Source organism: Candidatus Brocadia sp., assembly GCA_021646415.1.
Classification (GTDB): domain Bacteria; phylum Planctomycetota; class Brocadiia; order Brocadiales; family Brocadiaceae; genus Brocadia.
Map to the genome: position 1 here is coordinate 149,998 of SOEU01000004.1, position 25,248 is coordinate 175,245.

General features: G+C 42.2%; 21 protein-coding genes, 1 tRNA gene, 1 pseudogene and 1 riboswitch. Of the genes and pseudogenes, 7 read left to right on the forward strand and 16 right to left on the reverse strand.

Going from position 1 to position 25,248, the window contains the following annotated elements; translation table 11 throughout:
• Nucleotides 1-65: 65 nt before the first annotated feature.
• Together E3K36_05470 and E3K36_05475 are read left to right on the forward strand one after the other, a co-directional pair.
• A complete protein-coding gene (locus E3K36_05470; protein MCF6154696.1) occupies nucleotides 66-857 on the forward strand; it encodes an efflux RND transporter periplasmic adaptor subunit in 792 nt (263 codons plus the stop codon).
• Nucleotides 858-896: 39 nt separating this feature from the next.
• Nucleotides 897-1,374, forward strand: a pseudogene (locus E3K36_05475) (efflux RND transporter permease subunit).
• A 102-nt stretch (nucleotides 1,375-1,476) separates the two neighbouring features.
• On the opposite strand, the gene E3K36_05480 reads toward E3K36_05475, so the two are convergent.
• From E3K36_05480 to xerC, 10 genes are all read right to left on the reverse strand, one after another.
• Nucleotides 1,477-2,853, reverse strand: a complete 1,377-nt coding sequence (locus E3K36_05480) for an HlyC/CorC family transporter (protein MCF6154697.1) — start codon at nucleotides 2,851-2,853, stop codon at nucleotides 1,477-1,479.
• Nucleotides 2,854-3,453: 600 nt separating this feature from the next.
• Nucleotides 3,454-4,071, reverse strand: a complete 618-nt coding sequence (locus tag E3K36_05485; GenBank protein MCF6154698.1) for a hypothetical protein — start codon at nucleotides 4,069-4,071, stop codon at nucleotides 3,454-3,456.
• 227 nt (nucleotides 4,072-4,298) lie between these two features.
• Nucleotides 4,299-5,042 carry a hypothetical protein gene (locus tag E3K36_05490; GenBank protein ID MCF6154699.1) on the reverse strand — a complete coding sequence of 248 codons (744 nt, stop codon included), beginning with the start codon at nucleotides 5,040-5,042 and terminating at the stop codon, nucleotides 4,299-4,301.
• 119 nt (nucleotides 5,043-5,161) lie between these two features.
• Nucleotides 5,162-5,265: riboswitch (cyclic di-GMP riboswitch) on the reverse strand.
• A gap of 63 nt (nucleotides 5,266-5,328) precedes the next feature.
• Nucleotides 5,329-5,847, reverse strand: coding sequence for an HPF/RaiA family ribosome-associated protein (locus E3K36_05495; GenBank protein MCF6154700.1), 519 nt, complete (start codon nucleotides 5,845-5,847; stop codon nucleotides 5,329-5,331).
• A 236-nt stretch (nucleotides 5,848-6,083) separates the two neighbouring features.
• A tRNA-Gly gene (locus E3K36_05500) sits at nucleotides 6,084-6,157 on the reverse strand.
• A 1-nt stretch (nucleotide 6,158) separates the two neighbouring features.
• Nucleotides 6,159-7,214, reverse strand: a complete 1,056-nt coding sequence (locus E3K36_05505) for a TIGR01212 family radical SAM protein (GenBank protein ID MCF6154701.1) — start codon at nucleotides 7,212-7,214, stop codon at nucleotides 6,159-6,161.
• Between the two features lie 161 nt (nucleotides 7,215-7,375).
• Nucleotides 7,376-9,388 carry a diguanylate cyclase gene (locus E3K36_05510; protein MCF6154702.1) on the reverse strand — a complete coding sequence of 671 codons (2,013 nt, stop codon included), beginning with the start codon at nucleotides 9,386-9,388 and terminating at the stop codon, nucleotides 7,376-7,378.
• Between the two features lie 146 nt (nucleotides 9,389-9,534).
• Nucleotides 9,535-11,058: a glucose sorbosone dehydrogenase gene (locus E3K36_05515; GenBank protein ID MCF6154703.1), complete on the reverse strand. Its 1,524-nt coding sequence runs from the start codon at nucleotides 11,056-11,058 to the stop codon at nucleotides 9,535-9,537.
• A 461-nt stretch (nucleotides 11,059-11,519) separates the two neighbouring features.
• Entirely contained in the window at nucleotides 11,520-12,131 is a 612-nt protein-coding gene (locus E3K36_05520; protein ID MCF6154704.1) for a hypothetical protein, read from the reverse strand.
• Nucleotides 12,132-12,407: 276 nt separating this feature from the next.
• Nucleotides 12,408-13,277, reverse strand: a complete 870-nt coding sequence (xerC, locus tag E3K36_05525; GenBank protein ID MCF6154705.1) for a tyrosine recombinase XerC — start codon at nucleotides 13,275-13,277, stop codon at nucleotides 12,408-12,410.
• Between the two features lie 368 nt (nucleotides 13,278-13,645).
• Between xerC and pabB the strand changes: the two genes are divergently transcribed.
• Both pabB and pabC read left to right on the forward strand, forming a co-directional pair.
• A complete protein-coding gene (gene pabB / locus E3K36_05530; protein MCF6154706.1) occupies nucleotides 13,646-15,082 on the forward strand; it encodes an aminodeoxychorismate synthase component I in 1,437 nt (478 codons plus the stop codon).
• Nucleotides 15,061-15,912 (forward strand): aminodeoxychorismate lyase, encoded by an 852-nt coding sequence (gene pabC, locus E3K36_05535; protein MCF6154707.1) that lies wholly within the window; start codon nucleotides 15,061-15,063, stop codon nucleotides 15,910-15,912. Before pabB ends, pabC begins: the two co-directional genes overlap by 22 nt.
• Before the next feature lie 988 nt (nucleotides 15,913-16,900).
• On the opposite strand, the gene E3K36_05540 is transcribed toward pabC, so the two are convergent.
• From E3K36_05540 to bioF, 4 genes are all read right to left on the reverse strand, one after another.
• Nucleotides 16,901-17,917 (reverse strand): IS110 family transposase, encoded by a 1,017-nt coding sequence (locus tag E3K36_05540; protein ID MCF6154708.1) that lies wholly within the window; start codon nucleotides 17,915-17,917, stop codon nucleotides 16,901-16,903.
• Between the two features lie 222 nt (nucleotides 17,918-18,139).
• Nucleotides 18,140-19,267: an alanine racemase gene (gene alr / locus E3K36_05545; protein MCF6154709.1), complete on the reverse strand. Its 1,128-nt coding sequence runs from the start codon at nucleotides 19,265-19,267 to the stop codon at nucleotides 18,140-18,142.
• Nucleotides 19,268-19,347: 80 nt separating this feature from the next.
• On the reverse strand, nucleotides 19,348-19,464 hold the full coding sequence (locus E3K36_05550; GenBank protein MCF6154710.1) for a hypothetical protein: 117 nt from the start codon (nucleotides 19,462-19,464) through the stop codon (nucleotides 19,348-19,350).
• Nucleotides 19,465-19,477: 13 nt separating this feature from the next.
• Nucleotides 19,478-20,644 (reverse strand): 8-amino-7-oxononanoate synthase, encoded by a 1,167-nt coding sequence (gene bioF / locus E3K36_05555; protein ID MCF6154711.1) that lies wholly within the window; start codon nucleotides 20,642-20,644, stop codon nucleotides 19,478-19,480.
• Between the two features lie 97 nt (nucleotides 20,645-20,741).
• Here bioF and E3K36_05560 point away from each other — a divergent pair, with 97 nt between their 5' ends.
• Nucleotides 20,742-21,197 carry a hypothetical protein gene (locus E3K36_05560; protein ID MCF6154712.1) on the forward strand — a complete coding sequence of 152 codons (456 nt, stop codon included), beginning with the start codon at nucleotides 20,742-20,744 and terminating at the stop codon, nucleotides 21,195-21,197.
• A gap of 59 nt (nucleotides 21,198-21,256) precedes the next feature.
• On the opposite strand, the gene bioB is transcribed toward E3K36_05560, so the two are convergent.
• Both bioB and E3K36_05570 read right to left on the reverse strand, forming a co-directional pair.
• Nucleotides 21,257-22,231 carry a biotin synthase BioB gene (bioB, locus tag E3K36_05565; GenBank protein ID MCF6154713.1) on the reverse strand — a complete coding sequence of 325 codons (975 nt, stop codon included), beginning with the start codon at nucleotides 22,229-22,231 and terminating at the stop codon, nucleotides 21,257-21,259.
• A 36-nt stretch (nucleotides 22,232-22,267) separates the two neighbouring features.
• On the reverse strand, nucleotides 22,268-23,293 hold the full coding sequence (locus tag E3K36_05570; protein ID MCF6154714.1) for a hypothetical protein: 1,026 nt from the start codon (nucleotides 23,291-23,293) through the stop codon (nucleotides 22,268-22,270).
• 469 nt (nucleotides 23,294-23,762) lie between these two features.
• On the opposite strand from E3K36_05570, the gene E3K36_05575 reads away from it, so the two are divergent.
• Both E3K36_05575 and E3K36_05580 read left to right on the forward strand, forming a co-directional pair.
• A complete protein-coding gene (locus E3K36_05575) occupies nucleotides 23,763-24,353 on the forward strand; it encodes a sigma-70 family RNA polymerase sigma factor (protein MCF6154715.1) in 591 nt (196 codons plus the stop codon).
• A complete protein-coding gene (locus E3K36_05580) occupies nucleotides 24,350-25,183 on the forward strand; it encodes a DUF4367 domain-containing protein (protein MCF6154716.1) in 834 nt (277 codons plus the stop codon). Before E3K36_05575 ends, E3K36_05580 begins: the two co-directional genes overlap by 4 nt.
• Nucleotides 25,184-25,248: the final 65 nt, after the last annotated feature.

Below are 25,248 nucleotides of genomic sequence, written 5' to 3' on the forward strand. Positions count from 1 at the left end.
AAAGGCATCATAACATTCGGAAACAATAAAAAACTGATTGGTTCTGCGGTAAATGCAGGCGAAACATTATTTATAATTTCAGGAGCCGGTTTAACAAAGGTAATTTAGACGCGAAATACAAAGAAGCAAAAAATAACTACGAAAAAAGCAAAATAGATTTTGAAAAAGCCAAAACATTGGTGAAAGACCATATCATTTCACAAAAATCTTTTCAGGAAATACGTCTCCGATACAAAAATGCTCAAACCACTTTTAACATTATTGAAAAAAACTATACTACTGACGGATACAAAATCATGTTGCCAATACAAGGCTATATAAAAAATGTGATGATAAGCGAAGGGGATCATATTGAAATCGGGCAGCCCATTGCCGTCGTTTCCCAAAACCGCAAACTCATTTTAAAAGCCGAATTGCCTCAAAAGTATTTCTCAAAACTCAATAGTATTTCATCGGCGAATTTCATAACTGCTTATGACAATAAAACACACAATACTGACAGCTTAAATGGAAAGCTCGTTTCATATGGGAAAAGCGCAGAGAATAACGCTTATTATATTCCAGTAAACTTTGAGATTGACAATAATGCTGGAATCATCCCTGGCTCATTCGTAGAGGCGTTTATAAAAACCAATATAATCAGTGATGCATTAGTAATTCCCTATTCGGCGCTCATAGAGGAACAGGAAAATTTCTTTGCCTATGTGCAAACATCAGGCGAAGGATTCCAGAAGCGTGAATTAAAAATCGGAGCCAATGATGGTATGAATGTACAGGTATTAGCAGGTATAAAGGAGGGGCGAAAGAGTTGTCACGAAAGGAGCCTACCAAATAAAATTAGCAACAATGTCGGGTAAAATGCCTGCTCATGGTCACGAACATTAAAGAGGGAAATCATGATAAATAAGATTATAGAATACTCCTTAAATAATCGCTTAATGATTATAGCGGCATCAGCGTTGCTTTTGATAGCTGGCATTTACACGGCCTCAAAAATGGAAGTTGATGTATTCCCTGACCTTACTGCCCCAACGGTAGTAATGTTAACCGAAGCGCATGGAATGGCCCCGGAAGAAGTCGAAAAATTAGTAACCTTTCAGATTGAAACGGCAGTCAATGGTGCCACCAATGTGCGCCGGGTAAGATCATCATCTGCCGCGGGAATATCCATTGTTTGGATAGAATTTGAGTGGGGGACGGATATTTTTAAGGCACGACAAATAGTTAGCGAAACACTAACCACCATTGCCGAAAAGCTGCCGCTGGGAGTTGGAAATCCTACGCTTGCGCCTCAATCGTCCATCCTGGGGGGAAATTATGCTCATTGGTTTATCATCAGATAACACGTCCCCAATGGATTTAAGAACCATTGCATCGCAGTGGACGAGCTACTATGATTGATATAAATAACTCTCAAACATTACGCTTAGCTCAGCAGTCAGCGGGGCTGGAGAGCTGTAGCGTTCCTGATAGTCGTCATACCCTACCAGTCCGCTGCATCGCCTTGTTCGGTGTCCGCCCTTGCTCAAACTGGCTCACCTGAGCTTCTTGGACTTTCTTCCGACGGACCTTGCGAACCACGACTCGCATAGCACCCCTTTCGACAACATCGCCACCGCGAACTTCCCTGCCCAGGTGTCCGCTGACCCAATCACTGAGCGTACGGGCACCGGCAGCGGGATGATCGATACTTAGGTCGATGCCGGTTGTGGCCTTCAATCGGTCAATGGAAACCCCACCACCTGCAACCCAGGAGGAACCAGATTCGACAATGTGGGTAGGGAGGCGATCGTACTCATCCTCAATCTCGCCCACCAATTCCTCTAGGATGTCTTCGAGCGTGACTATTCCCACCACCCTGCCGTCGGCGTCACGCACCAAGGCGATGTGTGTGTGCTCGCGCATCATCTGCTCAAGGCATACGGCGATCCGTTCGTTGTCCTTGAAGGACAGGATCGGGCGGATGATGGTACGGAACGTGGGTTCCTGTGGGGCCAGGCGCATCGTGGCAATGATGTCCTTGAAGTTTGCATAGCCGATGATAGTCTGCGGGTCGCCCTTCCGTGCGACTACGGGAAAGCGTGTATGCATGTCGAGGTGGGCCGTAATTAGATTTTCCGCCAGTGAGGCATTCGCATCGAGTGTGGTCACATGTTCAGCCGGGAGCATGATAGTGCGGACTACGCGTGACTGCAACTCCATCGCTCCCAGAATGATTCGCTCCTCCCGGTGCCCAATGAGCCGCGATGCGCGGGCCATAGCGGCTATGGCGCGGAGTTCTTGAAACTCCACCGTCTTAGACTTACCCGCATCGCCCGAGCCAAGGCGGCGCTCACCCCACGACATTACACCCATGACAACCGTTTCAAACAGCCACACGGCAGGCCAGACGCTGAAGGAGAACCAACGCATAAAAGGCGAAAGGGTGAGGCACACCCTTTCCGCATTGCGCAGCGCGAACACCTTCGGTATCAATTCTCCGACCACGATTGTCACGACGGTGAGAGGGACAACCACGAGCGCAATGGCTAGGACCTCAGCCGTACCCTCCGAAACACCCAAGCGACCAATAAGGGTCGGGGCCACCTTCTCCTCAGCGCCGGATCCACCGACAGCCGCCGCGATGGTGCCGACCAGTGTGATCCCCAGTTGGACAACGGCCAGGCTCGCCTCCATGTTCTGCTTCATGTACAGGGCGACTTTCGCCCCGCTCCGGTGATCATCCGCGAGACTCCGTAGTCTGGCGAGGCTTACGGACGCCAAGGCGATTTCGTACGCTGCAAAAACGCTGTTGATGCCGATCATGGTGACCATGATGGCAAGTTCAAATCCCCACATGTACCCTTGTAACAAGCCTCCTGTTGGCGGGCGACGATCCACTGCCGTGAGTGCCACAGGCAAGCACACCGCTCCGCCGCCGAATATTAATTAGTTTGATCTGCATACTATGCGGAATACAGATTTATTGCGCATATAACATGCCTTTAATATGGCAAGTACTATATTGATAAACACTTCAGACATCACTTACGTCTCTTTGCACTTTTTATCATGTCACCCTATACGTGATCAGCATAAAATATTCTTGTTCTATTTCAAAGTATATCTCATGGAGAGATAATAGGAAATTATTTTTTTAATGAATAGAATTAATATTATGATGCCAGCAATACATTAATTTTAAAAGTAAAACAGGAAACCAGCCCAATATCAAGGACTTAAAGTTTTTAACCCTTGTCGCCCTTTCAGGGCTAAAAATATTATTAAATCCTGATCCCAGGGCTGTTACTCCGGGCAATACACTGTCAGCCCTTCGGGCTTTACCTCGAAGAGAAAAGCTCTTTACTTTAATTCAACGACATTGCATTTACAAGGGGGCTAAGGGTAGTATAAAAAACTTGATAAAAAAAGGTGGATATTTTCGGATGAATACGATAAATCAGGCATGGTAATTTAAACAAATACATATCCCTCGCGCAGGTAGGTATCATTAGTGGGAATGCCCGCCCGGTTGCAGATGGCACGGGATGTAGCGACTGTAGCAATGACGCTGTCAAGGGCGTCTCCGTAATCGTCGCCTAAGACTGCCATACGGACTGTTCTGGGTAGGGACATACCACATGCTTCTTCTATCCAGGCAAAGATACGTACCCTGACCGAATAATGTGACCTGGAACTGCCTTTATAGGGAAAATAGAGACGTGCCTGCTTTAAGGTCGAAGCAGGACAGACTTCCAGTAACCATGTTTTGCCTGGCAGGGCTTTTTGCATGGGGAGCACACATACCAAATGGTCCCGAATTAGTGGGGAAAGTACTTCCCGGATGCCAAAGTAGGTTTGACGATAGAGCCTGAGGTTGTAAGGAGAAAAGGGTGTTTGGCATTCTTTATCAGTAACTCGCTTGAGTTCGTAACCACCAGAGGATGTGTAGAGAATCTTCCTAAACGCTTCGGCGCTGAGGTAGTTGCATGGAAAGGATAACACAAAGTCCTCCCACCATTCCTCTTTTACCAGACTCTGAGGCAACCCAAAAGGGAAATCGATCCCGAAGGCACTCGGACGTTCTTCCATGATGAAATTCCGAAGTGCCGCCATACATTCGTTACGATTACTCCCTGAGCCAGGAAGGGCTTCTGCCCGGAAACAGTCTTTAATTAGCAGGGTGTCCTTTTCTATTATCCCGCTCGTAATCCATATCTTTTTACCGGCGTTTGCCGCACCGCTGAAGTCGATACCGTAAACGGGTTGCGGGTAATGAAAAAGATGCTGCTTCGAGCCTCTCCTCCTGAAGTTATTCTTTATTCTCTTTTCCTTTTTTCTAAAGTGGATAGGTACTCTTTTAAATGGTTTATTCTGGAATTAATCATTTTCGCAGAGGAAGTTAGACCCCCCAATCCAAACATATTTTTGCGAATCATGAGACTGAGATGCCTTTCCAGAAAGTCCAACAGACCGTTGGGATTAAATCCGGCTTTAGATGCATATAAAACACCCGTTGTATCAGCTTCCTGTTCAAATTCTTCGAGGTGATTATTTAACAGTAATAAATTCTCAGGTGTATGAGTCCCATTATTCTGCCGGGAAAGGATTTCCATAACTTCGTGATACAATTTTGAAGCGTGATGCAAGGACGCATGAGCCACTTCATGGCCGACAATTCCAGCCACTTCGTCTTCTGTTTGCGCAAATTTGAGTAATCCATAGGTTAGATAGATGTGTCCGCCCGGGGCAGAAAATGCATTGATCGAAAATGATTGAAGAATGGTGCAGCTGAAGGGAAGTGTATTTCTATCGGATACCGTTACAAGTCTTTGCGTAATGTTGCTGACCGCCATGTTGAGGTCTGGATCATTTTCCAGATAAAATTGACGTCGTATATACTCATCAACCCGTTTCCCCAACTCTATCTCTTCCGCATCGTTCATTTCTGACGGAGTATCATCCAGTTGCCAATCGTCGTCAGCTATGCTGTGTTGTCCATTGGTAAGGAGGATAACTGCAAGAACAAAGATAATAAATAATAGCTTTCTTTGTAATGCCATAGCAGGATAGCCTGTAATTAATGATTATTTATCACACGATGACATACCCACGGAGAAAACGTTTTTTGTAAACATCCGGAAAAATAAAAAAACCTTACTGCAAAGATATCTTTAAAATCTTCGGCAGTAAGGCTGTCTTTATATTTTCCTGCCTTTGCAGAAAATATTTTAAAGACCCTATACTTTGCGTCCTCTGATTGCTCAGGGTTTGCCCTTATCGGAAGTATGAATATTATAATTATGAAAAGGTTTGGTATTCGATGTCAATCAAAAATTTGGAATATTGTCAAACTACTTTTACATAAGTGGCCTGTGGTCCTTTTTCGCCCATTTCTTCACCAAAACGTACCTCCATTCCGATCTCCAGTTGCTTAAATTTATGGCTCTGTACGCTATTCTCGTGGAAATAAATTTCCCGTCCATCCACTGTGGTAAGGAAGCCGTAGCCCTTGTCCTGGAACAGGGTACTTATGCGGGCATGGGGTGGTTCCTCATGGCGTTTTACGTCACCACGCTGCCTTCTGGCAAAATCCTCCAGCTTACGGCGCGCATCATGAAAGGCATCTCTTATTGCAATATAGAGGTCTGAGTTCGGATCGAGTTTTATTACAAGTTCCACACCAGGGACGGTCATATCGATACGTACGTTGTACAAAGACCTGTTGGGAAGCGCCTCTACAGCGACCCGGCAGCTCATAATCCGGCTGTAATATTTATCTAAACTTTCTGCATGCTCACGGATGTTTGTTTTGATCGCTTCAGTGAGTTCTAAATTTCTCGACGTAATTTGCAATGGTAGTATCATTGTATTTCCTCCTTAAAATCCATTGATTTCATAATAATATCAGTGGGGCTATTGTAGCAATCAATTATGGCCATGTCAACGTAAAGCATCTCTATTTGTCATTTCCCATTATCTGCAATGCGGCGCGCAGGCGGTATAAACTCTTTCAAATTTTCAGCACTGTTGTTAGGTCAGATTTGTGCACTGGTATAATTTTACGAATTTGCTATTCTGGCCGGAATTTCTCAACTTTAGAATGGAGCGGGCGAAGGGAATCGAACCCTCATACCCAGCTTGGGAAGCTGGTATTCTACCACTGAATTACGCCCGCATCATATTTCTATGGTATGCAGTTTCGACTCTTCGGAAACTTGTCCCTGTATGTTTTGGACAGGAAATGGTGTCGAGTGATTTATTGCAGGTACTGACACGTTATACCGTGAGCCTTGCCAGGTACCCCTTTGTTCCAATTCCCGTGTAATTCCGTAAGTGATCTCGGCCTTACTGGCCTTCCATATTGGCGATATAAGGAAATTGCCATGCGTGTCACCTACGAGTCTTTGTATGGTAATATCCGATGGAATACGCTCCAGAAAATCAGCGGCAAGCTGAATATAGGTATTCATATCCAGCGTCTGTACCTTCCCCTGAAAATACTCCTCGGCCAGTGCCGTATTTTTCGCCACATACAAGTGGTGAAGTTTGATACCCTGTATGCCCAGGGTTGCCACTGCCTCAGCTGTTTCCATCATATCGTCCCTCGTTTCGCCAGGGAGACCTAAGATAACATGAACACATATATTGATGCAAGTTTTTTTTGTGCGATTTATGGCATCCAAAAATATCTTGTAATCGTGTCCTCGGTTAATTCGGTCGAGAGTCTTGTTGTGAACAGATTGGAGGCCATACTCGATCCAAACGTGGTATTTTTTTGTATAACTTTCGATGTGGCTTAGAATAATATCCGTGACGCAGTCTGGCCGCGTGCCAATAGAAATTCCAACAACATCTTCATCTGTTAGTGCTTCTTCATAACGGTCCTTTAAGGTTTCCACGTCTGCATAGGTATTTGTAAAGGACTGGAAATAAGCGATAAATTTTTCAGCACCATATCTCTTTTTATGGAATATCTTGCCTCTTTCAACCTGTTCCCTGATAGAAAGAGAATGTCCTTTGACATTTGGACTAAAGCTTTCATTGATACAATAAGTGCAACCACCCACCCCTGCACGACCATCACGGTTCGGACAGGTAAAACCTGCATGAAGCGGAATCTTGTGCACTTTATAAAGAAAATGTTCTTTCAGGTATTCACGAAATGGATAAAATCGATGCTTTCCAAGATACGACTTTTGTTGAGATAACAGTGTCAGACTTTTCATACACATAATTTAGCACGAATATGAGGAATTATCAAATACAAACTGACGGGGTTATACGCCAATCTAATGGTAACCTAAGCATTTAACCATCCTGGTAATTATTTTATCATCCCGGTTCCAAATTCAAAGATCCAAATCCGGGTCAGATTGGAAAATCACCTGATAACTTACTTCTGTTTAAAGATGGTATTCATATCAGATTTGTAAAAACGGTAGGTATTTTTCCCCCGTGCCTTGGAAATGTACATGGCAATGTCTGCCTTTTTGACCAGGTCTGCTTTGTCATCCCCATCGAGTGGATAGAGACTAACGCCAATGCTCGTAGAGATGTGAATTTCGTGGCCTTCAAGCAGAAAGGGCTGGTTTAGTGCATCAATAATTTTACTTGCAACAATGATAGTATTTAGTGCATGAACAAGGTCAGGGAGAATGATCGTAAATTCATCGCCACCCGTGCGCGCGATCGTGTCACCCTCACGAACACATCGCGTCAGCCGCTCGGCGACCGCCTTGAGCAACAAATCACCTATGTGATGTCCCAGAGAGTCATTGATAGTTTTGAAGTGATCCAGGTCAAGGATCATAACAGCCACCATCTTTCCATTACGCTTTGCCTGAACTATTGCTACTTTCAAACGGTCATGAAATAAATTGCGGTTGGGTAAGTTTGTGAGGGTATCATGATAGGCCATGTAGGTGATACGGGACTCCGACTGCCTGCGTGCAATCGCATTTCCTATAATCTCTGCCATAATGCGAAGCAGTGCAATATCTTCTTCATGCCATGGGTCAATAGCCACGACATTGTCAAAACCAACAAACCCGGCCAATTCCTTTTCAGCATATACCGGAAGGATTAGTATTGCCTTGATACCCTGCCTCTTAAATTCCTCTTTTTCAGTTGCAGCCTCAGGCGGCATTTTAGAAACATCGGCAATATGAATTACCTTGCCAGCATGCAAGTTCTCCAACAGCCAGGGCAACATCGCAGCGGGAAGATTTTGGAGATGCTGGATTTCAGATGCGACCCCTTCGCCACACCATTCATGGGTGTTGTCCATAATTTTGCCGTTATCACGAAACTGGAAGAGGTACGCTCTGCTGGCTTCACTCAGCCGGCCTGCATCGGCCAATGATTTAAAAACGGCATTGTTAAAATCCGAAAGAGTAACAAATCTTGTGGAGATATTGGCAACGGTCTTTTCAAAGTCTATTCTGCGCCTGAGGGCCTCTTCCGATTGTTTTCGTTCAATGAACTGGCCGATCTGACCGCCTATGGAGGCCATCATCCTGAGCAGGTCTTCATCCGGTGGTTGTATCGCATTGCTAAAAAATTCAATTGCGCTCAACACATTGTTTCCAATCAAAATGGGAAAACCAAAAGCCCCGTACAATCCCTCTTTCGCCGCGACTGGTGCCCGGGGAAAGTTTGCATCAGAAACGACGTTGGTAATCCAGAGGGGTTTTTTGCTGGCATAAACACTGCCTGGCAATCCGACACCAGGTAAAAAGGTAATCTGCCGGGTAAGTGCTTCAAACTCCGGAACCTTTAACGACGGCTTGTGCCAGATTTCAATACAATTGAGCACATTGGTTTTCCTATCAACAGTCCAGAACGCGCCTAAGTCCCATTCAAGACTTTCACATATGGCTTGAAGAATTTTTGGAATGGCCTCTTTAAATGTGGCAGACTCTGCCAATACCTGCGTGGTGGCATACAACACGTTTTTGCGCCGTTTAATCCGTTTGGACTCGGTAATGTCAGTCAATGTAATAATGCAGCCGACCACCGTATTCTGTGAATTCTTCAGGGGTGAGGCGTTGATGAGCAGATTGAATACTTTAATATCGTACGGGCGAGTAGAGGAGAAATATTCCAGTCTCACTTCATCTTCCCGAAATTCTTTACCACGCAAAACATCTGCAATCCGGAAATTTCTGTAATGCTGTTTTTCCCTCTTAAACCGCATCGGAAAGATAGTTTCAAATGGCTGTAGTAATGGCTCTTTGCCACAAATGACTTTGGCTGTTTTACTGGCATGAATGATCAGGCCATTTACGTCGCATATCACAATGACTTCCATCGCCTGGTCGAGGATCGCATGTGTCAGGTATTCAGCAGTTACGGCTTCTTCATTTTCAAGCTGTAGTTCTGTTTTTGTTTTATCATGGTTACTCATAGGAGTATTTTGATAATTTCCCGGATGAAAATTGGAAATGCATCCCAACCTTCAAGAAAATTTAATTCAACACCACAAATTATCTGAAAAGAAATAATATGATATGCCGCTCCTTCCTTGTTGCCAAAACATACCGTAATTTAATATCAGATTGGTTTTTGCTTCAACTGTTTTTTCATCTCTATCGCGATCTCTTCCTCTCCTCCCTCTTCAAGCATTACCGTCTGCCTGCCTTTCCGATACCCCCTTTTCTTTGTCGTTATTTTATAAGTATCAGCCTCTAAGTCCGCGAATTCAAAGGATCCTTCCGTATCGGAGAGGGTTTTCTTCCTGATCTTTGTTTCTTTTCCTTTGAGATTTACCTTTACCGATACAAGGGGATTACCTTTGATGTCCACAACATATCCATATATTTTACCAGTTTTCACCGGGGTAGGTACCTGCGTTGGTACTGTTGAGGGTGTGGGTATTGGTGTAGGTGTTTGTGAAGGAGAGGTGGGTGTTGGTCTTGGAGTATTTGTGGCAAGTTTATAAATTTTACCATCCAAATCACAGAGATAAACTTCATTATACTTATCAACCCCAAAAGATGAAATATTAATATCTTCTTTTAATAAAAGGGCATTCGAAACTGGGTTAATACCATCATATTTTAATGCCCATACTCTGCCAGTGCAGTAATCACCATACAGATATCTGCCGGAAAGCTCTGGAAATATTTTCCCACGATAAACATAGCCACCAGTTACTGAGCACCCACCCTGATCATCATGGCCATACTCCCATATCGGCAATGCAAGTCCGGAAGTATTGCAGGAAGAAGATTTATAACAGTGATTTCCTTCCATGATCTTCCAGCCATAGTTTTTCCCTTTTTCAACAATGTCAATCTCTTCCCATAAATCCTGGCCCACATCCCCTGTCCATAACCGGCCAGTAACAGAATCAAAGCAGAATCTCCAGGGATTGCGTAAACCATACGCATAAATTTCTTCTTTGTAGCCTTGTGTGTTTCCTGCAAATGGATTATCAGGCGGGATACAATAATTTTTATCGTCTGATGTGCAGTTTACATCGAGACGTAATATCTTTCCAAGGAAAGATGATTTATTTTGCCCATTATTCTGAGGATCGCCAGCAGAGCCTCCGTCTCCTAATGCAATATATAAATATCCATCAAGGCCAAAGGCAAGCTGACCACCGTTATGGTTGCTATAGGGCTGATTTACCTGAAATAAAATAAGTTCACTCTTTTTGTCAGCTGAATTGGAGTTGGTTGTACTTACCGAGTATCGTGCAATAACGGAGCGAAGGGGTTTGGGTGCCGTATAATTCACATAAAAATATCCGTTCTTTTCATAATCAGGATGAAAGGCAAGTCCCAGCAATCCTAACTCGCCACCAGCAATTACTTTGTCCCGGATATCCAAAAAAATCTTTGCTGACTTTACGTTTGATGTATTTTCGAAAACAGAAATGAGTCCATTTTGCGATACGACAAAGAGCCGATTTGTACCATCACCGGCGTGTTGTAAATCCAGGGGTCTATTAAAGGAAAGATTGGGGAATGCATCTTGTAATTTATATGACTGCTGAGCTTGTTGGGCATTAACAATGCAGGATACAGAAAACAGTAAAAAGAAATTGGTCAATATATGTGGGAATTTCATAACAGGTTCCACCTTAGTGCGGTTGTTTAAAAAGTTCTAAAAATCGATTTTATATTCCATTATTGAAGCGTCGTACATACCTTTTGCGTCATAGGCAATTCCAGGATTATAATGTGCCTTGGGTATGCATATTGTACCTCTGATGCCTTTGACAGGGCAATAGTATACTCTTCTATGGCCTTATCGGTCAGACCTTGTTGAAAGCATTCCTTTCCCCGATTGTTATGTGCATTAAAACTGCAAGGGGTGTCATTCACGGTGTGGAGCCACAGTGTCCGCTCATCAGTCCAAATCCTATTGTGCTTAATGGTACAGGTAAAATAAAAACAAGTATGGCTATTAAACAAACCGAGACGACAGGGTTATACACAAAATGATAAGTGGTGCGTATTTTTTTTATAAGTATTCCCAGAAACATGCAAAATCCCAATGAAGGAATGTACAGATACCTTTCAGCCATACTATTGCCAATGGGTATAATATTCATACCGGGTATCAGCGTAATGAATATCCATAGAATAGAAAAGGTTATTTCCTTTTGTCTGTTGTAAAGCCGTAAGGTGATGAATACGATGCAAATCAACAAAACTCCGGAGAAGAAAAAAGGAGGTCTCATGGTGGATATTTCTGGTGTGATATGATAATCTGCGTTGAGAACAATGGGAAAGAATAGCAGCGTAACAAGTATTTTTATATTTTGAAGTATATATCTTTACATAAAAGAATAACGTCAACAGAAAAAAGGTTGCGCATAACAGGTCTTCTCGAAACCCTACAGAATTTACGGTCTCGGTAAGTATGGGATGAACGCCAAAAAACAAAGACGATATTCCCGCAAGCTCAAGGTCTTTGGTTATTTCAGAAATTAAGGAATATACCAAAAAGACATTTAACGCATGGAGTAATAAATTCGCTAAATGGAATCCAAAAGGATTATGATGCCACAGGGTATAATCTATAAAATAGGATAGGGTGACAAGTGGACGATAGCTGAGTTCCCCTGATATCTTGAAGTAATTGCCGGTAAAAAGTGTCGGGAAATACTTCCAATCCTTTATATACGGATTGTTCACAATAATCCTGAAATCATCGAACACAAATTGATGATGAAGCGTGTTCAGATACGCCAGAAGTGAAACTGACGAAATCAGGAGGGGCAGGAAAATTCGATAATTTTTAGTCAAAGGAGATAGTGGATTTTAAATACCTTATATGAGGTTATATTTATAAATAAGTTACGTTTAAAGCAATACAAATAGGCCGTTTAAACCGTTTCAATGGTTTCAATGGCTTTTATTCATCTGTCCAGGTTGATGCCTCGATAACATAGTATGATGTACTAACTAATTTTACGCCCTGGGATGTGCCTTGTCATATACCTGTTTCAGCCGTTCTGTGGTTATATGGGTATAGATTTGGGTTGTAGAAAGGTTGGCATGTCCCAGAAGCTCTTGTACAGAACGCAAATCGGCGCCGCGGTCTAGCAGGTGGGTTGCAAAACTATGCCGAAAGGTATGGGGAGAAATATTCAGGCTTAGGCCTGCTTTTTTTACATACTTTTCCAGCATCCTTGCCACACTGCGTTCGGTAAGACGTCCGCCCCGGTTGTTTAAAAAAAGGGCTTTACTGTCTGAATTCCTTTTGTCCATATATAACCGTATGGCATCTAAGGCATGATTCCCAATAGGTTGTAAACGTTCCTTTTTACCCTTCCCCTTTACTTTAATAACTTCATTGAAGAAGTCCACATCTGCAACATCGATTCCTACCAATTCGCTTACCCTCATACCCGTACTGTATAAGGTTTCCAAAATGGCCCTATCGCGGATGCCCAACAATGTATTCAAACCAGGTAGATTTAAAAGGGTTTCCGTCTCGTTGATACTCATAAATCCGGGGAGTTTTCTTTCCAGCTTAGGTGCACGAATATTCTCCAGGGGATTGAATTTTAAAATACCCTCACGGCATAGAAATTTGTATAGGGATCTGATAGAAACTAATTTTCTGGCAATCGTTGTTTTAGAATAGTCTTGTTTTTTCAGGAAGGCAAGAAATCTTCTCAGGAATAAACGGGTGACATTTCCAAGATCACGGCAACCTTCGGTGCCAAGAAATGAAAGGAATTGGTGTAAGTCATTCCGATAAGCCCGTAAGGTCTGCGATGAAAAATTTCTGTTGTGTTCAATATGGGCCAGGTATTTATTGATATAATCCTGCATAATTTGGACCCTTTAACCACAGAATTCACTGAAAAACAGTTTAAAAAATAAGGTGAAAGGGAGAAGAAGGGGGAGATGGAATAAAAATATGTTTTTTGGTTTTTCTTTCCATTTTTTGATTCCCCATTTTCTCCTTATTTTTTATTTTTGTTCTTCAACAAAAAACTCGCGTGTGCTCTGTGGTTTGCCTTTTGTATTTGATTGTTGATTTTTGATGTTAGCATACCCATCGTGAAATGACAAGGATAAAAACGGCATTTTAAGGCACTGAACAGGCGATTTGCCTTGACAAAAAATTGCACCACCTTTAAAATTACTCACCATAAAATAAGCCTACAAAAAGAAGTCTTGAAGTGTAATATCAAATAATGGATTCAAACAAGAGTATAGCAGGTGAAATTTTTATCCGGGAAATCAAGGATGCTTGCTCCCCTTTAGAAGCATTTTGCCGGTTTGCTTCCCGTGCGAACGTATTTTTTCTCGACAGTGCCTTGCCTGTAAAAGGGATTTCAAGATATTCCTTTCTGGGTTTTAATCCTTTTTTGGTAATGAAGGCGAAGCAACGGAAGATCACCCTGACCGACTGTAATGGTGTACTCGAAATTGAAGGGAACCCCTTTGAACACCTGCGTGAGTTACTCAAACAGTTTTCATTACAAAACACGATTGAATCCATCCCGTTCCAATGCGGCATGGTGGGATATTTTGGTTATGACCTGTGCCATTTTATCGAACGGTTACCCATAAAGGCTGTGGACGATATTGGACTGCCGGATATGTATATGGGATTTTATGATACTATTGTGTCGTATGATAATTTTCTCAACAGGTGCTACGTAATCGGGGCGGATTTTGGTTTAGATAATACACTGAAAGAGAGAATGGAACACGTGGTTGACGTATTGTGTAGAAAATTCGATACGGGTTACGAGTCCATGGACGGTAAGCCTAATTCAGAAATACCTGAACCCACACTGAAATTTAATTTCACAAAAGAACTCTATATCGATGCAATCAAACGCATCAAGGACTATATTACGGCAGGGGACGTCTATCAGGTAAATCTCTCTCAACGGATAGAGACTCAGATTGATATCCCTTCCTATGAACTGTACAGAAAATTGCGTTTGATAAATCCTGCTCCGTTTTCGGGTTATTTGGCCTTTGACGACGTTGCTGTCATCAGTTCCTCGCCAGAGCGATTCCTTCATATTAATGCCAGACATGTCCAAACCCGCCCTATCAAGGGTACACGACCGCGGGGTAAGGATGCAAAGACAGACGAGGTTATGAAACAGGCACTGCTTTCGAGTCCGAAGGACGATGCAGAGCTTACCATGATCATTGATCTGGAGCGTAACGATCTCGGACGTGTGTGCGATTACGGTTCTGTCAGGGTTGTAGAAAGAAAGGTTTTGGAGGCCTATCCCACCGTATATCATCTAGTCTCTACAATTGATGGTGACCTGTACGAACGATATGATTTCATAGACCTCCTCAAGGCCATGTTCCCTGGCGGTTCCATCACAGGGGCACCGAAGATACGTGCTATGCAGATCATTGATGAACTTGAACCTACCCAAAGAAGCGTTTACACAGGAGCTATCGGTTATATCGGATTTAACGGGGATGCGGACCTGAATATCGCTATACGAACTTTCATTATGAAGGATAAAAAGGTATATTTCCAGGTTGGTAGCGGTATTGTTGCGGATTCAAATGAGGAAGAGGAATATGAAGAGACTCTGCATAAGGCCAGGGCCCTCATTGATTCATTAAAAACATGCCCAATCTCATCTTCTTAAACGGTAAAATTGTGGAAGAAACCCAGGGACATGTAAGTATCCTGGACCGTGGTTTTCTCTATGGTGACGGGCTCTTTGAAACCCTCAGGGCTTATGATAAAAAACCTTTCCGTCTGGAAGATCATGTTACGCGTCTCTCAAACTCTGTTCAGCATTTCGGAATCCCTTTTCATTATACACCCCTGCAAATACGGCATATCATTGAACAACTCCTCACCCGGAATAATTTACCAGACGCCTATATCCGGATGACGTTGTCTCGCGGGTCCGGAGCCAACGGACTCATTCCCACAGGTATATGCAATCCCACCTTTGTGATTTATACAAAGCCGTTTATTGCTTATTCAGCAACATTGTATAAAACAGGTGTATCGCTTATTACTTCCCATATACAAAGGAGTACCACCTGTCCCATCTCAGCGCACAAGACTCTAAACTATCTGACCAATTACCTCGTTAAAAAAGAGGCGGTTGAGAAGGGCGTTCACGATGCAATTATTCTGAACACAGAGGGTCATGTTGCCGAATGCGCTGTAAGTAATATCTTCATTGTTGAGAGAGGTACCGTTATTACCCCTTCCCTACAGGCCAATATCCTGCCAGGTATCACCCGTAAGATCATCCTGGAGTTAAGCAAAGAAAATGGCATTCATGTTTCAGAGGAGCTATTTGGGATGGAAAGGGTTCGGGCGGCTGAAGAAGTCTTTCTTACCAACTCTCTTATGGAAATAATGCCCGTCTCTAAGATTGAAGGACGGACCGTTGGTATGCTTGCCCCGGGTGCCGTAACTAGCTTTTTGCATGAAAAATACAAGGTTTTAACACATTAAGGTTCTTGTCTGATTCGGCTGAATATGGAAATTCCTATACAATCAAGGTAAGAATCACTAAAATAATGCAATAGAAAATATGAATATTTATTATTAGATGGGTGACCCTTTAACCTTCCCTTAAACATGAATCACTCACCAGATGAAATAATAAAGTTTTTTCACAACGAGTTAAATGGGGATATCCAGGGTCACCCATTAGAAGGCTTTTGTCAAGCGAAAAAAAATTCTCTCGAGCAAAAAATCGAAGATTTTTTGCCTTTATTATCACGAAAATGATATTGTCTCATAAGCATTCACCTCATTGACCGCACCCGTATTTTCTCCTTTGTAGTTACGGATTACAAAAATCCGCACCAGTCACCCATCCGGATCAAGGCTCGTGCTGAACAAATTCAGCACACGTTCAGGAATTATTCCTCATTTCCATGAGGACGTGCTTGTACGATAAATTCCTTATGCCCCTGGCAAGTAGCTGCCCCAGAAAATCGTTGGTACCATGCTGTGTCCAATTGTTTGTCACAAACCTGTGGCTCTCCGGCCAACCCCTTGTGGCTCACAGCATAGGCGGACTTTGAAGATCATGCCTTCAGACTCCATTTTATGCATGGAACAGCTTCCCAATCACATCTCATGGATTGATTACCAACCCTTATACCGGTTCACTGCCCCATTCTTTCATTCCTTTACATACCTCTGCTTCCCTGTTCTTTCATCTCTTTGATCTGATCCTCCTCTCTTGCACTTTTTCCTTTGCCTTTGCTCTTCACATGACTTTCTCTTTAAACATATCTTTTTTCGGGTGTTAAATAACCCATGAATGGCTTTTTCCAGGGCAATCTTCTGCCACCCCTCGTACTGATTATTGACAAATTATCCGGGATTCCCTTTCCCTTACTCCTTTCTCTGGTGAGTGGAACAGTTTCCATTTTATTTGGGTTTTATAAACCACTTCGTATCTCTTTGGTTCCCTGCTCCACCCACGGTTTTAGTGAAATAATTTCTTCGGATCAAACGGTGTTTGGTCCTTTATGATAAAGTAACATGCCCTGGCTATCTTGTTACTCAATGCCTTGATTGCTACGATTTTGTTCGTCTTCGCTGCCTTGCGTTGATACCATCTTCTGGCAGGTTCACTATATCTCACCATAAAATTTGCCGCTTCCACATACGCCCACGCCAAATATTTGTTCCCGTTCTTTTTATTCCCCTCTCCCTTCTTCTTCCCGTTTGATATCTTTTGGGACGATACACACCGGCAGTATGAGGAGTAATCTGATACCGTGGGAAACCGGTTAATATCTCCTGTCTCAAGCATGATCGTTATCCCTAATATCTTGCCTATCCCCGGTACGGTGAGCAGTTCTTCATACGGATATCGTAATTTTACCTCTTTCAGTACGGCCTTTTCTATCCGGTCTATCTGTTCATGGAAAAAGTCTATCACTGCCTTGTCGCTCTGCACGGCCATTTTGTGGTGTTCATCCGTTAACTGCTCGCTTATCTTTTCTTCGCTCAGCCTCTTCGCATCGTTGACGTTCACCTTTCTTCCCGTATTGCGATTCACCATGTTTTGCAGGCTTAATATGTGCGCTGTTCTGTGCCGTACCAACATGGTTCGCTTTCTCAATAAATCCCGTATCGGCCTTATCTCTTTCGGATAAATGTACCCTTCCGGTAATATGCCCAAACGCAGCAGATGTGCCAGCCAATAGGAATCCCAGGTGTCGTCCGTGTACTTCATGCCACTATACTGCTGCATCTCCGCAGGATTGGCCAGGTGTACCTGGTATTTCGCCGCCTGTAATCCGTCCACCAACCAATACCAGTTGTATGTCGACTCTACCGCAATCCCTTGTATCTTCTTCTGAAACGGCTCCAGTGTCTTTAAGATCATGCCAAGATCATTGGGGAGTTTCTTGCCAAATATCCGACTATCTTTCTTATCGATCACTCCCAGGTAACTATTATCCGAATGTAAATCTATTCCCACAAAATAACTCATATCTGCTCCTCCTTTCTTACCGTTTTCACCGTTTATTTCACGATGCCCTTATGATACAATTTGGCATCGAATTGTGAAGGAGCCTTCTATATGATTATCACATCTTAATTGTTAAATAATGATGGATATAAAATTAAAATAGATAATAACTTACAAAACTTTTCAAAGCCTCTTATTCGTTATTTTCCTTAGATTTAATTCAAAAAAGGAAGGGCGATACAGTTACTCCGCTTCTTGGTTGATATAAACCCTGGGCACACGTTTGCTTACAGCACAGGTAATTTCATAGGGAATGGTATTTAATTGCTTCGCAACCGATTCTATTGAGATCGTTTTCTGTCCCTGACTGCCGTATACTACGACCTCATCTCCGACTGATATATCTTTTATATGGCTTACATCCACAAAACATTGATCCATACAAACCCGTCCAACAATAGGCGCCTTTATGCCCCTTATAATGACTTTTCCTTGACCAGACAGTAATCGATTATATCCATCGTTATATCCAAAGGGAAGAGTTGCGACACGGGTAGGTTTTGTGATTCTGTATGTCCTACCGTATCCCACAACATCACCCGATTGCATGTCTTTGATATGAACAACCCGAGTCTTAAAGCTCATAACAGGCGTGATGCCAATATCCTTTGGTATATCTTCTGAAGGATAGAGTCCATACAACGATAGACCCGGTCTGACTATGGTAAAATAGGCATCAGGATAACTGATAATAGCCCCACTATTTGCCATGTGTCTTAGTGGAATGTGTATCTTAATTGCATCCAGGGTTGTTAGTACGTCTCTGAATCTTTTTATCTGCAGATTCGTATATTCTGAATTTTTTTCATCTGAAGAAGAACAGTGCGTATATATTCCACCGATAAAAAGGTTTTTCATATCTTGTAAAGACTTTACAAACTTTACGGCCATGTCATGCTTCACACCAATACTCCCCATTCCCGTATCCACATATACATGTACATTCACGATTTTATTATAATAGTGTGCTTTTTTTGATAATACTTCTGCAAGCTTTAAATCATACACAGTCGGTGTTAAATTATATTGAATAATTGCGTCAATTTGATCTTCGAAGATACCACCAAACAGTAATAACGGCGCTTGTATGCCTTTGTCTCTTAATTGGATGCCTTCTTCAAGGATGGCTATACCCAGCATTTCAACCCCGTGGTTTAACAAGACCCTGCATACCTCATAGTCGCCATGCCCATAGGCATCGGCCTTGACAATACCCATAATTTTTACCTGCGGTCCGACCCTTTTCTTTATGGCCAACACATTATGTCCCAGGGCATTTAAGTCAATTTCAACCCACGTCGGTCTATGCATAATTCTCCTTAAAATCTTTAGCCACCACAGATTTCGCAGATTACACAGATAATGAAAAACCCTGAGAAATCTGTTTTTTATTAACTTATGAATCTTTTGTAACGAAGAGATTCTTCACCGAAATTCAGGAGTAATCCTACATTATGATAAATAATAGTAAGACTATTTATTAATTGTGCTTCGTCAATCTTTGTCAAGAACTTCTCGGCTTTATTTTATTTTCTGTGCAATCTGTGGTTTCAAAGTGCTTATCAATTTGTCTATATCGTCTTCAGTATGAGTAGCCATTAAGGAAATACGTAATCGGCTTGTGCCTTGAGGTACCGTAGGTGGCCGGATTGCAGGGATTAAAATACCGTTTTCATAGAGTTTCATGGATACATTGATCGCATCTTCTGCAGATCCTATAACAAGAGGAACAATAGGACTTTCCACTGCAATAGTGTTTATAAATTTCGATAGTTGAGACTTTAAATAGTTAATATTTTTCCATAATTTATCCATAAGGGATGCATCTTCCTGGATGAGTGTCAGTCCCGCCAGGGAGGCAGCACATACTGCCGGTGGCAGCGCCGTTGTATAGATAAAAGGTCTGGCCTTATTTTTTAAAAAATCGATGAGGTCCTTGCTTCCTGCAATAAATCCACCGATACTGCCAATCGCCTTGCTGAAAGACCCCATAATAATATCGATTTTTCCTTCGAGACCATAATGTTCGATCATGCCTTTCCCCTGTTTACCAAACACACCTGTAGCATGGGCATCGTCCACCATAATGATGGCATTATATTTTTTGGCAATACCTGCAATCTCTGTAAGCGGGGCTGTATCGCCATCCATACTAAACACGCTGTCGGTAACCACCAACTTTCTACGATACCCTGAAGACCTCTGTAATAAGGATTCCAATTGGCTTACATCCTTGTGAGGATAAATACGAAACTCTGCGCCAGAGAGACGACAACCATCAATAATACTCGCATGGTTTAATTTGTCGCCAAGAACAATATCCCCTTTTGAGACAAGAGCACAGAGAGCACCCAAATTGGCCATATATCCAGTCGGAAACAGAAGTGCCGCCTCTGCCCCTTTAAACTCTGCAATTTTTGCTTCGAGTTCTTGGTGAAGGGTCATAGTCCCGGAGACCAATCGCGATGCGCCTGTACCCCATCCGTATTGATGAATGGCCGCAATGGCGGCTTGTTTTATCTTTGGGTGGTTGGCAAGTCCGAGGTAATTATTTGAACAGAACGACAGATACGATTTGCCGTTTATTTGAATATAGGGATTTTGTGGGCTTTCAATGGTTTTGTACTCACGCAACAACGTGCGATCTTTCAACGTATTTAATTCGTCTAAAATAAATTCTATCTCCATGAAGTAAACGTTTCCTTGTTTTTATCCTGTGTCGCTATTATAATACAACAGTCGTGATGCCTTTACGACCGCTATTCTTTCTTTGGAGGAAATCTGTATGAAGCCAATAAATCATTTTAATCTGTCTCTTATTACGGGTGCTACTACCTTTCTGGCAACCAAGACAATTTTTCCCAGCCTTGCATCGTTTCTGGCAGGGTGGTTGATAGACGTTGATCATATATGGGATTTTTACAGAAACGGGTGCAGACGCTTTAGTGTCAGAAGATTTTTGGATGCCATGGACAATGGTGAAATAAAGAAGACTTATTTATATTTCCACAGCTACGAACTCTTGTTGATATTGATATCTCTGTGTTTCGTTACTCATTTTCATTATCTTTTATCCTTTACGACCCTGGGTTTCGCCATCCATCTCTTTTTTGATCAGCTATTTAACTCTGTAAATCCCCTCACCTACTTTCTTACGTACAGGATGTTACACGGTTATAAGACAGAAATTATTCTTAGAACAAACACCCATGCATCTTCTGCTCAAGAAAGAGCACATTAGGTTGAAAACATCGTAAATCTGAAATCGTAAATCGTTCGACTGAGCGCTCACGACGAAATCTAAAATTTTAATCCCAGGTCTTTGATCATCTGAAAGTCGTCCTCAACCTTTCGACCCGTTGTCGTTAAGTAGTTTCCGATCATCGTGCTATTAGCACCAGCGTAAAACATCCATGATTGTAAGTCCCTCAGGTTCCTTTCTCGACCGCCTGCTATCTTAATTTCTTTGTCGGGTAAGACAAATCGAAATACAGAAATAATTTTTAGCGCTTCCATAGGCGTCAACGGGACACTGTTCTCCAATGGCGTACCTGATACCGGATGTAAAAAATTAATGGGGACGACATCGACGTCCAGATTCTTTAATGTGAATGCCAGACCAACACGGTCCTCTATTCCTTCTCCAATGCCAAAAATTGCTCCGCTGCATATTTCTAGTCCAACCTCTTTTGCAATACGAATGGTATTCATTCGATCCGAAAATGTATGCGTCGAACATACGTTTGGGAAAAATCTTTCAGATGTTTCCAGGTTGTGGTTAAGCCGCTTTAATCCTGATTTAACTAGAGATTCAGCGGTTTCTCTGGTCAATATCCCAAAGGAACCATGCGGATGGACATAAGTATTCTTCGCAATTTTTTCAATTGATGTGCAGATACTCCTGAGATCACGAGAGCTACTTATTCCACGCCCGCTGGTAACGATACCGATGGAACTCGAACCTGTTTGCTCAGCACATCTGGCAACATCTAGTATTTTGTTTGTATCAATAAGCGGGAATTCTTCTATGCCGGTATGGTAGCGGGCTGATTGAGAACAAAAACTACAATCTTCTGTACATCGTCCCTGTTTTGCGCTGACAATGGAGCATGCCTTTACAGAATGGCCAAAATACCGTAAACGAATCTGATTAGCCCAATACCATACATCATAGATTTCATCACCGTCTACCTGCATGAGATAAAGGGCATCATCACGACTGATTGGCTCATTCTGCAAGGACTGGTTTGCAATTTCTTTTATTTTATCGTTCATTACCGGTAATCATTTAGCCACGAATGAACTGAACTATTATTTATCTTTATATTTTAGATAAGCGCTACGAACATTTTGCCAAACGACATCAGGGCGTTCAGACCGGACATACGTCATGCAGTCTGTACCTTCGAAGCTCCAGGTAGCGATGTTACGAATTCCCGACTTATAAGCCACATCCACTGCTGTCACAATCTCCTCTTCTCTGTTTGCAGGCACCCGATAGCCCTGTATCCATATCTGTGGCTCTTTGTTATACCTTTTTGAGAGTGTAAGCACCTCATTGGAGATACGGTGTACAAAATCAGTTACGTCTTGCTGATAAGCATACCAATAGGGATCGCTTCCAAAGATGTCCATACTTTTAATCATGGCAACTTTTTCCCACTCATAAATGCCGTATCTCGGATCGGTTGTGGGAAATAAACATACTGAATTCTTCAGTCCCTTCTTTGCCGACGCATTTGCGAGGTATTCAAGAAAATGAACAATGGTCATTTGACGGAATGCCTTTACATCATCTGTAAAATCTAACGGCATCCCATAGCCGTACTGCTGTTTGAAGATATCTTTACAAATTTCACAGGTACACCCCCAAATATCCCTCTTTTTGCCACCAAACAAGGGAGTAAACTCTCCGAAAAACAAATGCGGTTCATCCCAAAAAACGCCTTCTGCGCCCGTTTTTGCTGCAAGTTCAATCCAGGTTGTCATGGTATCCCGGAACGTTTTTGAATTCAAACACGCCTTGTATACCTTTATTTCACCCTCGGTAAAATTTAATTGCTGCCTGCAATTGGAATAGGTCTTAACAAAGGTAGAAAATGACTCTCCGCCAAATACGCGTCCTATACCCCAAGGATCGAGAAAGACTTCCAAGCCAACCTCGCAACTTGCCTTTACGATATCGACCATTGTTCCCGTATGGTATGTAATGTCGTGTTCACTCATGGTGTGAACGACAAAATTACATCCGTCGTCAATCATTTTTTTCATGTCTTCACGAACGTGACGTAATATCCTGCTCCCAAAATAGCTTGCTCCAAATTTCATGTTTTTCATGTTATCCGCACCGGGGCTTTATGTCAAGAAAATCCGTCAATGCAACTTTTTACTTGCCCGGAGTTGAATTAATTGCTAAGATAACCGCAACTTTGGTTGAGGCTCTGCCATGTACGTGTTTGAGGTGTTATTTTTAAGGACCTATATCAAATATCTTGGGAACCCGTCTTTGCTAGGAAACGTACATTCTCAAAGAGAAAAGTACAAATCTAACATAGGGTAAACCACCGTAAAATACGGGTCCAAAAGATAGCCTCTCACGGCATTGCGGTGGAGCCTTAAATCATACCTTACGCCTTTTCATCATAAATATTGCTTGCCTCATTTTAGCTAGTGGATAAGAGCAAAATCCACAAACAAATCCCATGCCATTTTGAGGTTGTGAATGTAGATTTATACAATATTATAAATAAAAAGAATAAGGAACCTTATTCAAAGTTTTATTGTTAAAAACAAAGGAAATCAAGCAATGAGGGAAGAGAATAACAGAAGAAAAGAATTTGAAGAGAGCGCAATGGCGCATATCGATTCCCTCTATAACATGGCTTTACGTCTGGTGTTTAATAAAGAGGAAGCTGAAGATCTTGTCCAGGAAACGTATTTAAAAGCGTATCGATTTTTTGATACCTTTGAAAAAGGGACAAATATAAAAGCATGGCTTTTTAAGATCCTCCGAAATACTTTTATCAATAAATACCGGAAATCGACAAGTATGCCGGGTGAAGTTTTTTTCGAAGATATTGAATCGGTTAACACCAATATGACCTATGAGCAGGAAGCCAAATCCGGGGAAGCAGTCGATACCCTGGAGAGTAAGTATACTGATCTGAGTAGTTTATTGGATGATGATGTAAAGCGCGCGATAGATAGCTTGCCGATTGAATACCGTGAAGCGATTTTATTTTCAGATGTGGAAGAATTATCGTATAAAGACATTTCGGAAATTACAAACGTGCCAATAGGAACTGTAAAATCGAGACTGAATCGGGGGAGAAAGTTACTCCAGAAGAGTCTGTGGGAATATGCTAAAGACAGAGGTTTTATTAAAAGGGGGAAATGATGTCTTGCATTGAAGCTAACAAATATTTTCATGAGTTCATGGATAAGGAATTGGATAAATCTCATTATTTTGGAATTAAAAAGCATATTGATCATTGTGAGGTATGCCATCAAAGGTACGAATTTGAAAAGGGTGTTCGGACCCTTGTAAAAGCATACTGCATAAACACAACAGCGCCCGCATTCCTCCGTGAGAGGATTATAGAAGGTCTCGATTCCCTCGCTGCAGATGATACGGAACGTGCAAACAGAGGAGATGTTTATAAACAAAAGGCAGGAATACACAAATTATTTTCATCGCGTACCGTTGCTATCGCGGCATCCATTCTTATTTTAGTATCAGGAGGCATTTTTTATTATGCAAATTATTATGGTAATGATTCCATAACTATTGTTGATGATGCAGTAAAAAATCATGTCGTGGCAGTAAATGACAATTTAGTATTTAATGAAAAGACCTCTGTTGTGGGCAATGTCAATAAATATCTTGGGAATACAATAAATACCAACCTTAGCAATTCGTCTCCGGTGCTCAACGCAGAAAAAATTAGTGTCATGGGAGGATCACCTGTCAGATTTTCTGGAACAAGCAGTTCCTGTGTTCTTTTCGACAAAGGGGGCAATAAATTATCACTCCAAGTTGTACGCAATAGCCGTATTCCAATCAGAAATCTTGAAAGAGTCAAATTGGGCACGAAAGAATTTTATATAGGAAATCGACGGGGATTTAACTCCGTATTATGGGAAGAAGAAGGTATCACATATTGCCTTACCTCAGATATTAACAAAAGCGAAATGCTAAAATTTGCAGCAACCCTTACCGCCCGCTGACGCCGTCTCTCTATGCGCATCCACAATGTAAAATACAATGTCCCCCATTTCACCCAACAGAAAAC

What these genes read in the sequence shown, in the direction of transcription:
- bioB (MCF6154713.1), bottom strand. Translation starts at nt 22,231, where the DNA reads ATGAACGATAAAATAAAAGAAATTGCAAACCAGTCCTTGCAGAATGAG.
- E3K36_05540 (MCF6154708.1), bottom strand. Translation starts at nt 17,917, where the DNA reads ATGAGTTATTTTGTGGGAATAGATTTACATTCGGATAATAGTTACCTG.
- E3K36_05485 (MCF6154698.1), bottom strand. Translation starts at nt 4,071, where the DNA reads ATGGAAGAACGTCCGAGTGCCTTCGGGATCGATTTCCCTTTTGGGTTG.
- alr (MCF6154709.1), bottom strand. Translation starts at nt 19,267, where the DNA reads ATGCATAGACCGACGTGGGTTGAAATTGACTTAAATGCCCTGGGACAT.
- E3K36_05575 (MCF6154715.1), top strand. Translation starts at nt 23,763, where the DNA reads ATGAGGGAAGAGAATAACAGAAGAAAAGAATTTGAAGAGAGCGCAATG.
- E3K36_05490 (MCF6154699.1), bottom strand. Translation starts at nt 5,042, where the DNA reads ATGGCATTACAAAGAAAGCTATTATTTATTATCTTTGTTCTTGCAGTT.
- pabC (MCF6154707.1), top strand. Translation starts at nt 15,061, where the DNA reads ATGCCCAATCTCATCTTCTTAAACGGTAAAATTGTGGAAGAAACCCAG.
- bioF (MCF6154711.1), bottom strand. Translation starts at nt 20,644, where the DNA reads ATGGAGATAGAATTTATTTTAGACGAATTAAATACGTTGAAAGATCGC.
- pabB (MCF6154706.1), top strand. Translation starts at nt 13,646, where the DNA reads ATGGATTCAAACAAGAGTATAGCAGGTGAAATTTTTATCCGGGAAATC.
- E3K36_05505 (MCF6154701.1), bottom strand. Translation starts at nt 7,214, where the DNA reads ATGTGTATGAAAAGTCTGACACTGTTATCTCAACAAAAGTCGTATCTT.
- xerC (MCF6154705.1), bottom strand. Translation starts at nt 13,277, where the DNA reads ATGCAGGATTATATCAATAAATACCTGGCCCATATTGAACACAACAGA.
- E3K36_05495 (MCF6154700.1), bottom strand. Translation starts at nt 5,847, where the DNA reads ATGATACTACCATTGCAAATTACGTCGAGAAATTTAGAACTCACTGAA.
- E3K36_05560 (MCF6154712.1), top strand. Translation starts at nt 20,742, where the DNA reads ATGAAGCCAATAAATCATTTTAATCTGTCTCTTATTACGGGTGCTACT.
- E3K36_05515 (MCF6154703.1), bottom strand. Translation starts at nt 11,058, where the DNA reads ATGAAATTCCCACATATATTGACCAATTTCTTTTTACTGTTTTCTGTA.
- E3K36_05510 (MCF6154702.1), bottom strand. Translation starts at nt 9,388, where the DNA reads ATGAGTAACCATGATAAAACAAAAACAGAACTACAGCTTGAAAATGAA.
- E3K36_05580 (MCF6154716.1), top strand. Translation starts at nt 24,350, where the DNA reads ATGATGTCTTGCATTGAAGCTAACAAATATTTTCATGAGTTCATGGAT.
- E3K36_05570 (MCF6154714.1), bottom strand. Translation starts at nt 23,293, where the DNA reads ATGAAAAACATGAAATTTGGAGCAAGCTATTTTGGGAGCAGGATATTA.